This is a genomic window from Mycobacterium sp. E183 (assembly GCF_001667735.1).
Lineage (GTDB): Bacteria > Actinomycetota > Actinomycetes > Mycobacteriales > Mycobacteriaceae > Mycobacterium.
This window is the reverse complement of the sequence record NZ_LZJN01000106.1, coordinates 70,631-84,234: the sequence shown is the minus strand read 5'-3', so window position 1 is coordinate 84,234 and position 13,604 is coordinate 70,631. Positions and strand designations below refer to the sequence as shown.

Genomic DNA, 13,604 nt, shown 5'->3' with positions numbered 1-13,604 from the left:
GGCACCGCCGCGACCGTCGGCTTCGCGGGCCTGACCACCGCCAACGCCAACGGCAACGTGGAAGGGCTTGCGGCGCTGATCTTCTCGCGGTACGTCTGGGCGTTCGAACTCACCAGCGCGCTGCTGATCACCGCGGCCATCGGCGCGATGGTGCTGGCCCACCGCGAACGCTTCGAGCGCCGCAAGACGCAGCGGGAGCTGTCGCAGGAGCGGTTCCAGCCCGGCGGGCACCCGACCCCGATGCCCAGCCCGGGCGTCTACGCGCGCCACAACGCCGTCGACGTGGCAGCGCTGCTGCCGGACGGGTCGTACTCGGAGCTGTCGGTGTCGCCGATCCTGCGCAGCCGCGGCGCCGACGGCAAGGCAACCCCCTCCCGCCAGGCGATCAAAGGTGGCACCTCGTGAATCCGGCCAATTACCTTTACCTTTCGGCCCTGCTGTTCACCATCGGAGCCTCGGGTGTGCTGTTGCGACGCAACGCCATCGTGATGTTCATGTGCGTCGAGCTGATGCTGAACGCGGTCAACCTGGCCTTTGTCACGTTCGCACGGATGCACGGCCACCTGGACGGCCAGATGATCGCGTTCTTCACGATGGTGGTGGCCGCGTGCGAGGTCGTCGTCGGGCTGGCCATCATCATGACGATTTTCCGTGCCCGCAAATCGGCGTCGGTGGACGACGCGAACCTACTCAAAGGCTGACATCGCCAATATGGGGCCAACATGACTCACTACACCTGGCTGCTGGTGGCGCTGCCGCTGGCGGGTGCCGCGATCCTGTTGTTCGGCGGCCGACGCACCGACGCCTGGGGCCACTGGCTGGGCTGCGCCACCGCGCTCGCGGCGTTCGGCGTCGGCCTGAGCCTGCTGAGCGAGCTGCTCGGCCGCGGCGCCGAGGACCGGGTCATCCACCAGACGGTGTTCACCTGGATCCCGGTCGGCCAACTGCAGGTGGACCTCGGCCTGCAAATCGACCAGCTGTCGGTGTGTTTCGTGCTGCTGATCTCGGGAGTCGGGTCGCTCATCCACATCTATTCGGTCGCCTACATGGCCGAAGACCCGGACCGGCGAAGGTTTTTCGGCTACCTCAACCTGTTCCTGGCCTCGATGCTGTTGCTGGTGGTCGCCGACAACTACGTGGTGCTCTACGTCGGCTGGGAAGGCGTGGGCCTGGCCTCCTACCTGCTGATCGGGTTCTGGTACCACAAGCCAACGGCGGCCACGGCCGCCAAGAAGGCCTTCGTGATGAACCGCGTCGGGGACGCCGGGCTGGCGCTGGGAATGTTCTTGATGTTCAGCACCTTCGGCACGCTGTCCTACGCCGGGGTGTTCGCCGGGGCGCCCGCCGGGGGCGGCGGGGCGCTGACGGCGATGGGCTTGCTGCTGCTGTTGGGCGCCTGCGCCAAGTCCGCGCAGGTGCCGCTGCAGGCCTGGCTGGGTGACGCGATGGAGGGCCCCACCCCGGTGTCCGCGCTGATCCACGCCGCCACCATGGTGACCGCCGGCGTCTACCTGATCGTGCGGTCCAACCCGCTGTACAACCTGGCGCCCGACGCGCAAACCGCGGTCGTGATCGTCGGCGCCGTCACGTTGCTGCTCGGCGCGTTCATCGGCTGCGCCAAGGACGACATCAAGCGCGCGCTCGCGGCATCCACGATGAGCCAGATCGGCTACATGGTGCTGGCCGCAGGGCTGGGCCCGGCCGGCTACGCGTTCGCGATCATGCACCTGCTCACCCACGGGTTCTTCAAGGCCGGGTTGTTCCTCGGCTCCGGCGCCGTGATCCACGCCATGCACGAGGAACAGGACATGCGCCGCTACGGCGGCCTGCGCGCGGCGCTACCGATCACCTTTGCCACCTTCGGTCTCGGCTATCTGGCGATCATCGGCGTGCCGCCGTTCGCGGGCTTCTTCTCCAAGGACGCGATCATCGAGGCCGCGCTGGGCGCCGGCGACGCGCGCGGTTACGTGCTGGGCGGGGCCGCGCTGCTGGGCGCGGGCGTCACCGCGTTCTACATGACGCGCGTGATGCTGATGACCTTCTTCGGCAAAAAGCGTTGGGGCCCAGGCATTCATCCCCACGAGGCCCCCGCCCTGATGACCTGGCCGATGATTCTGCTCGCCGTCGGCTCGGTGTTCTCGGGTGGGCTGCTGGCGTGGCGGGGCACCTTGGCGCGCTGGCTCGAGCCGGTCGTCGGGAAACACGAAGAGGTCACCCACGCCTTCCCGGTGTGGGTCAACACCGCCCTGGCGCTGGGCGTCGTCGCCATCGGGATCGCGGTGGCCTACCGGTTGTACGCCAAAGCGGAAATCCCCCGGGTGGCCCCGCTTTCCGTGTCGCCGGTCACGACGGCCGCGCGCAGGGACTTCTACGGCGACGCCTTCAACGAGGAGGTGTTCATGCGCCCCGGAGCCGAACTGACCCAGGCGCTCGTCGACGTCGACAACGCGGGCGTCGACGGCTCGGTGAACGCACTGGCCGCGCTGGTGGGCCGGACTTCGAATCGCCTGCGGGGGCTGCAAACCGGCTTCGCCCGCAACTACGCATTGTCGATGCTGACGGGCGCGGTCCTGGTGATCGCGCTGATCCTGGCGGTGAAACTGTGGTGAACAACCTTCCGTGGCTGAGCGTCCTGTGGCTGGTGCCGCTGGCCGGCTCGGTGCTCGTCATCCTCCTGCCGCCGGGGCTGCGCCGACTCGCCAAGTGGACGGGCCTGGTCTTCGGCGTCCTGACGCTGGCCGTCGCGATCGTCGTCACCCTGGGCTTCAAGTCCGGTGGCAGCACGTACCAATTCGTCGAAAGCCATTCCTGGATCCCGGCATTCGGTGCCACCTATTCCCTGGGCGTGGACGGCATCGCCGTGGTGCTGGTGCTGCTCACCGCGGTGCTGATCCCGGTGTTGCAGGTGGCCGGCTGGAACGACGGGGACGGTGACGACCCGTCACGAAGCGGCGGGCGCAGCCCCCGCGGCGTGCACGCCTACGTCGCTCTGACGCTGGCCATCGAGTCGATGGTGCTGATCTCCGTGGTCGCCCTCGACGTGCTGCTGTTCTACGTGTTCTTCGAGGCCATGCTCATCCCGATGTACTTCCTGATCGGAGGCTTCGGGAGCGGTCCGGGCAGGTCACGCGCGGCGGTGAAGTTCTTGCTGTACAACCTGTTCGGCGGGCTGATCATGCTGGCCGCGGTGATCGGGCTGTACGTGGTGACCGCGCAGCACGGTTCGGGCACCTTCGACTTCCGCGAGATCGTGGCCGGCGTCGCCTCCGGTCGCTACGGCGCCGACTCCGCGGTGTTCAAGGCGCTGTTCCTGGGCTTCATGTTCGCGTTCGCCATCAAGGCGCCGCTGTGGCCCTTCCACCGCTGGCTGCCGGATGCCGCGGTCGAGGCCACCCCCGCGACCGCGGTGCTGATGATGGCCGTGATGGACAAGGTCGGCACCTTCGGCATGCTGCGTTACTGCCTGCAGCTGTTCCCGGGCGCCTCAACGTATTTCCGCCCCCTCATCATCGTGCTGGCTGCCATCGGCGTCATCTACGGGGCGATCGTGGCCATCGGGCAGACGGACGTCATGCGCCTGATCGCCTACACCTCGATCTCCCACTTCGGGTTCATCATCCTGGGCATCTTCGTGATGACGAGCCAGGGGCAGAGCGGGTCGACGCTGTACATGCTCAACCACGGCCTGTCCACGGCGGCGGTGTTCCTGATCGCGGGATTCCTGATATCCCGGCACGGCAGCCGCAAGATCGCCGATTACGGCGGGGTGCAGAAGGTGGCGCCCGTCCTGGCGGGCACGTTCCTCGTCTCGGCCATGGCCACCCTGTCGCTGCCCGGCCTGGCACCGTTCATCAGTGAATTCCTGGTGCTGTTGGGCACATTCAACCGGTACTGGCTGGCCGCCGCGTTCGGTGTCACCGCGCTGGTGCTCTCCGCCATCTACATGCTGTGGCTCTACCAGCGCATGATGACGGGGCCGGTGGCCACCGGCAACGAGAAGATCGTCGACCTGCGGGCGCGCGAATTGGTCGTGGTTGCACCGTTGATCGCGCTGCTGTTCGTGCTCGGGGTCTACCCGAAGCCGGTGCTCGACATCATCAACCCCGCCGTCGAGAGCACCATGACCACGATCGGCCAGCACGACCCCGCGCCGAGCGTGCCGGCCGTCAACCGCGCACCCCGGACAGCCGAAGGACCGCGATGATGACCCTCCCCACCCCGAGCATCGAGTACTTCCTGCTGTGCCCGACACTGATCGTGTTCGGCGTCGCGGTGGTGGGAGTCCTCGCGGAAGCGTTCCTGCCCAGGCGGATCCGTTATGGCGCACAGGTGACCCTGGCCCTGGCCGGCCTGGTCGCGGCATTCCTCGCGACCGTGGAGGTGGCCGAGTCGATCCCGGCCTCCGGCCGCGCGACGGTGCTGGGCGCCATGGCCGTCGACCGAACCACCCTCTACCTGCAGGGCACGGTGCTGCTGGTCGCGGTGCTGGCGGTGATCTTCATCGCCGAACGCACGCAAGCCAAGGCGGAGAGCAAGGTTGCCGCGGGTGTGGGAGTCGCCCGCCCGGCCGGCCTCGACTCGTTCACCCCGCAGGCCTCCGCGATTCCCGGCAGCGACGCCGAGCGGGACGCGGAGCGGGCCGGGGCCGCGCAGACGGAGCTGTTCCCGCTGTTGATGCTGTCCGTCGGCGGCATGATGGTGTTCCCGGCGTCCAACGACCTGTTGACGATGTTCGTTGCCCTGGAAGTGCTTTCGCTGCCCCTTTACCTCATGTGCGGCCTGGCCCGGCACCGGCGCCTGCTGTCGCAAGAGGCGGCGATGAAGTACTTCCTGCTGGGCGCGTTCTCCTCGGCGTTCTTCCTCTACGGCGTGGCGCTGCTCTACGGCGCGACCGGCACGCTGCTGCTGACCGGCATCCGGGACGCGCTGGCGGCGCACGGGGACACCTCGATGGCGCTCGTGGGCGTTGCACTGCTGGCGGTCGGCCTGCTGTTCAAAGTGGGTGCGGTGCCATTCCATTCGTGGATTCCGGACGTCTACCAGGGCGCGCCGACCCCCATCACCGGGTTCATGGCGGCGGCTACCAAGGTCTCGGCCTTCGGCGCGCTGCTGCGGGTGGTCTATGTCGCGCTGCCGCCGCTGCACGATCAGTGGCGGCCGGTGCTGTGGACCATCTCGATCCTCACCATGGCGGTGGGCACCATCACGGCGGTGAACCAGACCGACGTCAAGCGCATGCTGGCCTATTCGTCGGTCGCCCACGTCGGCTTCATCCTCACCGGCGTCATCGCCGACAACCAGGCGGGCCTCTCGTCCACACTGTTCTACCTGCTGGCCTACAGCTTTTCCACCGTCGGCGCGTTCGCCATCGTCGGCCTGATCCGCGACGCCGACGGCGTCGAGGACGCCACCCTGGCACATTGGGCCGGGCTCGGGCAGCGCTCACCCATTGTGGGCGTGATGTTTTCGATGTTCCTGCTGGCCTTCGCCGGCATTCCGCTGACGAGCGGCTTCGTCAGCAAGCTCGCCGTGTTCAAGGCCGCAGCCCAGGGTGGCGCGGCGCCGCTGGTGATCGTCGGTGTCGTCGCCAGCGGCATCGCCGCCTACTTCTACGTGCGGGTGATCGTGTCGATGTTCTTCACCGAGGCGACCGACGACACCCCGCACGTGGTGGCGCCGGGCATTCTGAGCAAGGCGGCGATCGCGGTGTGCGCCGCGGTCACCGTGGCGTTGGGCATCTTCCCGCAGCCGCTGCTCGACCTGGCCGATCGGGCCGCCCAACTGCTGCACTGAGTTCAGCTCAGGAACGGGCGCACGGCCAGCACGTAGACCGCCAGCGCCGCCAGCGGTGCGGCCAACGGCAACCACGGCAATTGCAGGGGGAATGCCGTCGCGACCAACCCGGCGAACGTAAAACCCACCGCGCCAACCACGGTCGGCCAGCTGCCCAGCACCGCCCCGGCCGACGCGCCGGCCGCGTGGCGGCACACGAGATACGCGGCGGCGCACAGCCCGGACAGCGCGACGAACACCAGCGGCGGGTCGGACAGCGCGATGGTGGCCACCACCAGCAACACGGCGAGCGTTGCGGCAGGGCGATATACCGCTCCCCCGGCCACCGCGATCAGGGCCGCCACCCACGCGGCAACCGCAGGCCCGTGCGAGCCGTCGGCGGCCAGACCCACCATCAGCAGACCGAACGCGACGGAGAACACCGGGGCCCACAGGCGCGGCACCGTGCCCGCCTCGCCGCTAGGCACGGAGCCGCCCCCGCACCCGCCGGCGGCGGTCCGGGAGCACACCCATGGATTGCTCCAATCCGCCGTCCTGATGCCACAACACGATGTCGACGCCGACGGTGGCCATGTCGCGGTACATGGCGGAACGCTGCAGCGCCCACATCCGATTCACCAGCGGATCCTGCTCGCCCTCGAACGGAGTGCTGTCAAGGATGTCGACGGCGATGACGACGTGGCCGCGCCTGCGCAGATCGATCAGCGCGAGCGCGAATTCGGTATCCAGCAACGTCGAGAAGGCGATGACGATCGCGCCGGCGGGGACGGCCGCGCGGGGCGCCAAAGTGCCCGTGGTGTTTTCGAATCTATCGCCGGCGCCGAGCACCGTGTCGAGGACCCGATAGAACTGGCGCTGCCCGATGTCGGCGCCCAGCCACCGCGGGTGGTTGCCGCCCAGGGCGACGATCCCGGCGCGATCACCGTGCCGCAGGGCGGTCTGCACCACTTGCGCGGCGCCGCGCACGACGCGCTCGGTGGCGGCGGTCGCCGGGCCCGCTGGTTGCCGATACGTGTCGATCAGCACCACCACGTCGGCGGCGCGGTCGGTCAGGCGCTGCGTGACATGCAGCTGGCCGCGGCGCGCGCTCACCGGCCAGTTCACCGCGCGCAGTTGGTCTCCCGGCACGTAGGGGCGGATGTCGGCATATTCGACCCCCGGGCCGACGTGCCGGGTGAGGTGGGCACCGAGGCGGTCGAGCAGCTCGGTCTGCGGGATGGGCGTCGACTGGGGCGGCGTCAGCGGAAACACGATGACTTCCGCGGCGTCGACCAGGGCCGTCCCGGACAGCAGCCCGCCCCGGGCGACCGCGTCGACCCGGGCCCGGATGGAGTAGCGGCCCCAGCGTTGCGCCGTGGCCGCAACCGTTTTGGCTTCCCTGAAGTCGGCATCGAGAACGTCGAGCTGCATGCCCTCGACGGGTGGCACCGTCACCTCGATCGCGGAGGTTCCCGTGGCGTGGCCCTCCTCCGTCGCCCAAATGCGCAACCGCGCCTGGTCGTCTTCGAAGCACCGCTGCGAATCCGGGTTGCCGTGCACGCGGACCGTCGGTACGGGTCGTTGCCAGCTGATCGAGCACAGCGCCCCGAGCAGCGGCGCGGCGAACGCGATCAGCTGCCACCGCGCGCCGATCACCGCAGCCGCCAGCGCCAACCCCGCGCAGGTCGAGATGGCGCGCGTCAATGGCGATGCGCGCCAGCGGAACTCGACCTCGCGGCCGGTCACGCCGCACTCATCCGGAGCCACCCTGGCCGCCGGTACGCGGCACCGGCAGACGGCGCAGCAACTCACCGACGACGTCGGCGCCCTGAATCTTTCGCACCCACATCTCCGGGCGCAGGGTGATTCGGTGCGCGACGGCCGGGACGGCGAGCGCCTTGACATCCTCGGGGATGACATAGTCGCGGCCGAGCAAAAGCGCACGGGCGCGGGCGAGTTGGACCAAGTCGAGTTCGGCACGCGGGCTGGCGCCCACCGCCACCTGGGGATGATGCCGGGTGGCGTTGGCCAGCGAGACAACGTAGTGCAGCACGTCTTCGTGCACCGTCACCTGCTCGACCGATTCCCGCATCGCGAGCAGGTCGTGCGCGTCCACGACCTGGTTGACAGTCGGCTCGTTCGACCCGCGATCGAGGCGGCGGCGCAGCATCGCGGTCTCGTCGCGCTCGGAGAGGTAACGCAGTTCCAGGCGGATCGCGAACCGGTCGAGCTGCGCTTCGGGCAGCGGATAGGTGCCCTCGTACTCGATCGGGTTGTCGGTCGCGAGGACGATGAATGGCTTTGGCAGCTGGTGTGTTTCGCCGTCGATGCTCACCTGGCCTTCGGCCATCGCTTCCAGCAGCGCCGCCTGCGTCTTGGGCGGCGTGCGGTTGATCTCGTCGGCGAGCAACAGGTTGGTGAAGATGGGTCCGGGCCGGAAGGCGAAACGGCCCGATTGCATGTCGTAAATGGTCGAGCCCAGCAGGTCCGCCGGCAGCAGGTCCGGCGTGAACTGCACGCGGGTGAACTGCAGACCCAGCGCGGCGGCGAACGACCTGGCGATCAGCGTCTTGCCCAGGCCGGGCAGGTCCTCGATCAGGACGTGGCCCCGCGCGAGCACCGCGGTGAGGATGAGCGTGAGCGCGGAACGCTTACCCACCACCACACGCTCGATCTCGTCGAGCACCGCCTCGCAGTGCGCTGTGGTTGTTGCCGCCGGCAGCGTCATACCTGTTCCAACTTTCGCAGAATCTCTTCCAGCGCCCCACGGCCGGGACCGGGTCGCCGGTCGCCGGTCGGTGCGACGTTGTTCGGATTAACCCATTCCCACAGTTCGCTCCCGAAGAGCATCTGACCGCTCGCCTGATACGCCACGGGGTCTTTGGATCGCCTTTCGCCCGTTGCCAATTCGTATCGGCGCGCGAGCATGGGACGCAGGTGCCTATCCCAGTCGACCCGGGTGGACTCCGACCAACGGATCGTCGTCTCGGTGTTGGCCAGCCAGCGGCGCAACGAATCGCCGAGGTCGTCGGACTCCGCTTCGCCCTCGTTATGCATGCCGCGGCCCAGCACGCGACGGACGGTAAGCAACACCAGGGCGAGGGCACCACCGGAGGCGGCCAACACCAACCGTCGATCCTGAAGCATGAGCGCGAGCAGCTCGATCCCGATGATCAGGCAGATGCCAAGGGCCAGAGTCTTTTTCATGCTGGACTCCGGGATCTCAGTTCGTCGAGGACCAACTGGAGAACGCGCACCGCCACGTCGCGGTGGCCCTCGTTCATGACGTGCGGGCTGAAGCGCGCCTCGGCGAACAGGCTCACCAGTTGGACGGCGTTGTCGGCGTGCAGCGCATGATGCTCGACCGCCCGGGCCAACACCTCGGTCGGGGTGTCGAAGTCCTGCGGGGCGGCGCCGGGCACATTGGCGAGCTCGCGCTCCATCGCCGCATAACAGGCGATGATCGCCTCGCGCGGCTCGCGGCTGAGATCGGCCATCTCGGCCAGCCCGCGTTCGGCCGCGCGCGCCAGCGATTCCGAGCGGGTCGGCGGCGCCGGCGATCCCACGAAGTCATCGGCGACGGTGACCGGTGTCACCGCGCGCCCCCGGCGCCGCGACATGACGACCGTTCCGGTGGCGATGATCAACATCATCGGAACGGTCGCGGCGAGCAGGATGCCGAACATGTCCCCGTTCGGTGGATGTGGCCGCCGCGGCTCCTGCGCGTTGGGCTGTTCGGCCGACGGGGCGCCGGTCGCCGGCGGGGGTGGCGCCTGGCCGGCGCCGTGGGAGGACAACAGGCGGGACCCGGCCAGCACGATCAACAGCCAGGCGACGATCACGGCCAGCCCGATGAGCAAGACGCGCCAGCTCGGCCTGCCCCTGCCGGTGCCGAGCATCTCGGACAGCTGGCCGGCCTGCGGGGCCGCCGCGCGCGGGTCCCGCAGCCGCGCGATGACCGCGATCGCCACCAGCGTGAGCGCGCCCCCGAGGATCGCCACCACGAATATCAGCGCCGCACCTCCGCCGGCGGCTTCGCCGCGCGGCCCGTGGTGGGCGGCCGGCAGATACCCGCGCAGAGCGGCCGAGACGACGAGCAGCAGCACGATCAGGGCGACGACCCGCCCCGTGGCCTTGTCCACACCAGGCATTGGCACACCACTCGACCGGTTGGCTTTGCCTCATCCTGGCACGTCAGAGCGGGGGTTATCCACAGTCCGTGATTCATCCACAGATCTCGGTTAGGCGGCGATCATTCGAATACATGTTCGATAGCGTGGGGGGATGAGTCTTCGGATGGGCGCCGAACAGGCACGGGAGCGAATTGGCGCCGCTCTCGACGCGATCGACGCCGCCTACGACGCGCTGCGGGTGGTGTCCTCGGATGTCGTCGGCAACGAATTCCGGCTCGAGGTGGCCGAACGGCTGGAGACCCAGGAGCGCACCAACCGGGGGCTGATGTACCGGTTCTTCGCCGAAATCGCCGACCCGCCCGACGGTGGCGGGTTCGTGCCGGCGGTCCGCGACAAGCTGTGGGCGCGGCTGCGCATCACGCCCAACGAGATCACCCGCCGGTTCCGGCTCGGGGCCCGAATCCGCCCGCGGCGCTCGCTGACCGGGCCGCCCGTGCCCCCGGAGCTCCCGGAACTGGCGGCCGCGGTGGCGGCGGGTGCGGTCGGCGAGGACCACATTCGCGCGATCTGCGCGGCCGTGGACGTGCTCCCCGCGCGCGTGTCGCCCCTGGATGTGGCGGACGCCGAGCACACGCTGGTGCGGCATGCGACCAAACTCGACGCCGGGATCGTCGCCAAGCTCGGCCGGCGGATCGCCGACCACCTCAATCCCGACGGCCTCTTCAACGACGAGGATCGGGCCCGCCGCCGCCGATTGCACTTGGGCCCGCAGGGGCCCGACGGCATGTCGCGGCTGTCCGGGCTGCTCGACCCCGAGGCCCGCGCCTATTTCGAAGCCGTCGAAGGGGCCGTGCGGCCCGGACGCCACCAACCGGACTCGGCCGCCAACGACCCGGATGTGCGCGATCGGCGCACACCGGCGCAACGCTGCCATGACGCGTTCAAATGGGGCCTCGAAACCGCCGTCGCCTCCGGCGAGCTCGGGACGCACCGCGGCCACCCGGTCACGGTGGTCGTCACGACCACGTTGGCCGAACTCGACCGCGCCGCACACGCGGTCGTCGACTCGTCGGTTCCGATGCCCGGGCCGGCCCGAACGGGCGGCGATTCGAGACTGCCGATGCCAGACCTGATCCGGATGGCAGCCAAGGGGATTCACTATCTGGCGGTGTTCGACCAGCACACCAGCCGGCCGCTCTACCTGGGCCGCCAGAAACGCCTCGCCACCGCCGACCAGAGGCTCATCTGCTACGCCCGCGACCGCGGTTGCACGCGGCCCGACTGCCTCGAACCCGGCTACCGCTGCGAAGTACACCACTGCCCGGACTGGGCGGACGGCGGCCAAACCGACGCGGACAAATTGTTCTTCGCCTGCGGTTGCCACCACGCCGCGGCGAGCCGGGACGAATGGCGCACCGAGGTCACCGACGACGGGCGGCTCGGCTGGACGGAGGGCAACGGGCCATCAGAGGTGAACCACGCTCACCATCCGGACGAGCTCTTGCGCGGCGACCCCGACCCACCGGAGGGACCCGAGTCGGGCGACTGAGCTGCTCGCCAAGCGGGACCCCCGGTGAGACACTCAGCGGGTGCCGCCGCATCGCGATGTCGCAGCGTTCGACGAACGCGCCGCCGGCTACGACCGTGGCTGGCGCGGCCGGCTGCACCACGAAATCGCCGATCGCACCGCGCACCTGGCCGTCGCGACCGTCACCGCTCCGGAGTACGTGCTCGACGTCGGATGCGGAACGGGCTACCTGTTGCGACTGCTGGCCCGCCGCTACCCGAACGCCAAACACCTCAGCGGGATCGACGCCGCCCCGCAGATGGTCGCCGTCGCAAGGACTCTCGCCCGCGACCCGCGGTTGAGCTTCAACCGCGGGGTGGCCGAAGAGATCAACTATGCCGACCGCGTCTTCGATCTGGTCGTCAGCACCACGTCATTCGATCACTGGTCCGACCAGCTGGCCGGGCTGACGGAGTGCGCGCGGGTGCTGCGGCCCGGCGGGCGCCTGGTGCTCGTCGACCAGTTCTCGCTGTGGCTGCTGCCGACCCTCGCCATCGGCCGTCGCGGCAAGGCCCGGACCCGGCGCCGCGCCGAACGCCTGCTGCTGCAGGCCGGATTCCGGTCCCCGAAATGGCAGCGCCTGCACGCCGTGATCATCAACGCCGTCACGGCGACCAAGCCCGCCTAGTCGAGCTGGAAAGGCCGGAAGCTGCCGTCGAGCACCTGCAGATGGCCGATGGTGCGCCCCGTGACCTTCTCCGGATCGACCAACGCCAATTCAACTGCCGCCCGGGCAAATTCGTCCGCCGCGGCGGTCTCATCGAAGTCGCGGGCGTAGTAGGCCAGCCCGGGGGTGAGGATCGGTTTCGACGGCGACAGGGCGTTGACCGCGATGTGGTGATCGGCCAGATCGTAAGCCGCGCACTGGGTCAGGTGCTCGAGCGCCGCCTTGGACCCGCCGTACCCCGGCAGCACCCCGCCGCCGCGGTCCGGATAAGGCCCGTCGCCGGGGATCCTCGACGCGACCGAGGTGATGTTGATGATCGCCCCGCCACCCGCTTCTATCATGTCGGGGCAGACCAGCTGCATCAGTTCGTAGGCGGCGAAGACGGCGATCTCGAAATGCCTGCGGTACGCGGAAAGCGGGATGCTGACGAACCCGGGCCACCCGGGTTTGGCGGCGCCGCTCGTCGACCTGACGGACTTGGCGCGCTGTCCGGCGCCGGGCGTCGGCGGGCGTCCGGGAGCGGTGAAGGCCGCATTGTTGACCAGAATCGTGATGGGGCCCAATGCTTCTCGTGCGCTGGTGACCAACCGGGCGATGTCGTCCCGGTCGGTCAGGTCGGCGCGGACCGCGACGGCGCGCCCGCCCGCCGCCTCGATGTCGGCGACCGTCTCGCCGATGGTGCCGGGCAGCCGCTCGTCCCACACCTGCTCGGTGCGCCCGGCCACCGCCACGGCGGCGCCGTCGGCCGCCAGGGCCAGCGCGATCGCCCGGCCCAGCCCGCGGCTGCCGCCCGTGACGATCGCGGTCCGCCCCGACAGGCGCCCCGTCATCGCGTCACCCCGTGCACCACGATGGCGGTCGTCTGCTCCACCCACGCATCGTCGAGCTCGTCCTCCGGGCGCAGCAGCATGCGCAGCATCGTCGCGCCCCCGATCAGCTCGATCAACCGGTCCGGGTCGACGTCGGGATGGGCTTCGCCCCGGTCGACCGCGTCACTCAGCCGCACCCGCACCGTCGCGAACAGGTCCGCGAAGCGGGACATCACCCGCGCGTTCAGCGCGGGATCGGCCGTCATATCGGCGACCAGCCCGGGCAGGGCGGCGCGGACGACCGGGGTGGTGAAGACGTCGCGGGTGGCCTCGATCATCATGCGGACGTCGGCGGCGAAATCCCCGGCCGGCGCCTCCAGCGCGGTCGGCGCCACCGGGAAGGCCGCCTCGTGCACCAACTCGGCCTTGCTCGACCACCGCCGGTAAAGCGCGGATTTCGTGGTTCCCGCACGCTCGGCGACCGCCGCCAGGCTCAGGTTTGAATAGCCCATTTGGACAAGCAGTTCCGCGGTGGCCGATAGGATGGCCGAGTCGATACGCGGGTCCCGCGGGCGGCCGGCGCCGGGGGCCTTGTCAATGTCGGACGGGTCTGCTTTCATAACGCTACCTACCGTATCGTAATTGCCGCGCCCAGG

Annotated in this window: 13 protein-coding genes and 1 pseudogene; 7 read left to right on the top strand and 7 right to left on the bottom strand. The window is 69.4% G+C overall.

Annotation, left to right across the window (positions count from 1 at the left end; translation table 11 throughout):
- The 5 genes and pseudogenes from A5691_RS11420 to nuoN all read left to right on the top strand — a co-directional run.
- A pseudogene (locus tag A5691_RS11420) lies at positions 1-405 on the top strand (NADH-quinone oxidoreductase subunit J); the annotation flags it as partial.
- Positions 402-701: an NADH-quinone oxidoreductase subunit NuoK gene (gene nuoK / locus A5691_RS11415; RefSeq protein WP_007168303.1), complete on the top strand. Its 300-nt coding sequence runs from the start codon at positions 402-404 to the stop codon at positions 699-701. The pseudogene A5691_RS11420 and the gene nuoK, both read left to right, overlap by 4 nt.
- A gap of 21 nt (positions 702-722) precedes the next feature.
- Positions 723-2,609, top strand: a complete 1,887-nt coding sequence (gene nuoL, locus A5691_RS11410) for an NADH-quinone oxidoreductase subunit L (protein WP_068266570.1) — start codon at positions 723-725, stop codon at positions 2,607-2,609.
- Positions 2,606-4,204, top strand: a complete 1,599-nt coding sequence (locus A5691_RS11405; protein WP_197499068.1) for an NADH-quinone oxidoreductase subunit M — start codon at positions 2,606-2,608, stop codon at positions 4,202-4,204. Before nuoL ends, A5691_RS11405 begins: the two co-directional genes overlap by 4 nt.
- Positions 4,204-5,793: an NADH-quinone oxidoreductase subunit NuoN gene (nuoN, locus tag A5691_RS11400; RefSeq protein WP_067760310.1), complete on the top strand. Its 1,590-nt coding sequence runs from the start codon at positions 4,204-4,206 to the stop codon at positions 5,791-5,793. Before A5691_RS11405 ends, nuoN begins: the two co-directional genes overlap by 1 nt.
- Positions 5,794-5,795: 2 nt before the next feature.
- On the opposite strand, the gene A5691_RS11395 is transcribed toward nuoN, so the two are convergent.
- The 5 genes from A5691_RS11395 to A5691_RS11375 form a co-directional block, all read right to left on the bottom strand.
- Entirely contained in the window at positions 5,796-6,188 is a 393-nt protein-coding gene (locus A5691_RS11395; RefSeq protein WP_231968736.1) for a hypothetical protein, read from the bottom strand.
- 64 nt (positions 6,189-6,252) lie between these two features.
- Positions 6,253-7,518, bottom strand: a complete 1,266-nt coding sequence (locus tag A5691_RS11390) for a DUF58 domain-containing protein (protein WP_067780172.1) — start codon at positions 7,516-7,518, stop codon at positions 6,253-6,255.
- Positions 7,519-7,525: 7 nt separating this feature from the next.
- Positions 7,526-8,500 (bottom strand): MoxR family ATPase, encoded by a 975-nt coding sequence (locus tag A5691_RS11385; RefSeq protein WP_067760305.1) that lies wholly within the window; start codon positions 8,498-8,500, stop codon positions 7,526-7,528.
- Positions 8,497-8,979: a hypothetical protein gene (locus A5691_RS11380; RefSeq protein ID WP_068015197.1), complete on the bottom strand. Its 483-nt coding sequence runs from the start codon at positions 8,977-8,979 to the stop codon at positions 8,497-8,499. The genes A5691_RS11385 and A5691_RS11380 overlap by 4 nt, the downstream gene beginning before the upstream one ends.
- The gene (locus tag A5691_RS11375; RefSeq protein ID WP_067760301.1) at positions 8,976-9,923 is read right to left on the bottom strand and encodes a DUF4129 domain-containing protein; all 948 of its coding nucleotides are present in this window, start codon (positions 9,921-9,923) and stop codon (positions 8,976-8,978) included. The genes A5691_RS11380 and A5691_RS11375 overlap by 4 nt, the downstream gene beginning before the upstream one ends.
- 145 nt (positions 9,924-10,068) lie before the next feature.
- On the opposite strand from A5691_RS11375, the gene A5691_RS11370 reads away from it, so the two are divergent.
- Both A5691_RS11370 and A5691_RS11365 read left to right on the top strand, forming a co-directional pair.
- Positions 10,069-11,454 carry a 13E12 repeat family protein gene (locus A5691_RS11370; RefSeq protein ID WP_369827032.1) on the top strand — a complete coding sequence of 462 codons (1,386 nt, stop codon included), beginning with the start codon at positions 10,069-10,071 and terminating at the stop codon, positions 11,452-11,454.
- Between the two features lie 40 nt (positions 11,455-11,494).
- A complete protein-coding gene (locus tag A5691_RS11365; RefSeq protein ID WP_067760297.1) occupies positions 11,495-12,100 on the top strand; it encodes a class I SAM-dependent methyltransferase in 606 nt (201 codons plus the stop codon).
- On the opposite strand, the gene A5691_RS11360 is transcribed toward A5691_RS11365, so the two are convergent.
- Together A5691_RS11360 and A5691_RS11355 are read right to left on the bottom strand one after the other, a co-directional pair.
- Positions 12,097-12,969: an SDR family NAD(P)-dependent oxidoreductase gene (locus A5691_RS11360; protein WP_068015191.1), complete on the bottom strand. Its 873-nt coding sequence runs from the start codon at positions 12,967-12,969 to the stop codon at positions 12,097-12,099. The two genes, A5691_RS11365 and A5691_RS11360, sit on opposite strands and share 4 nt — an antisense overlap.
- Positions 12,966-13,568: a TetR/AcrR family transcriptional regulator gene (locus A5691_RS11355; protein WP_067761046.1), complete on the bottom strand. Its 603-nt coding sequence runs from the start codon at positions 13,566-13,568 to the stop codon at positions 12,966-12,968. The genes A5691_RS11360 and A5691_RS11355 overlap by 4 nt, the downstream gene beginning before the upstream one ends.
- Positions 13,569-13,604 lie beyond the last annotated feature (36 nt).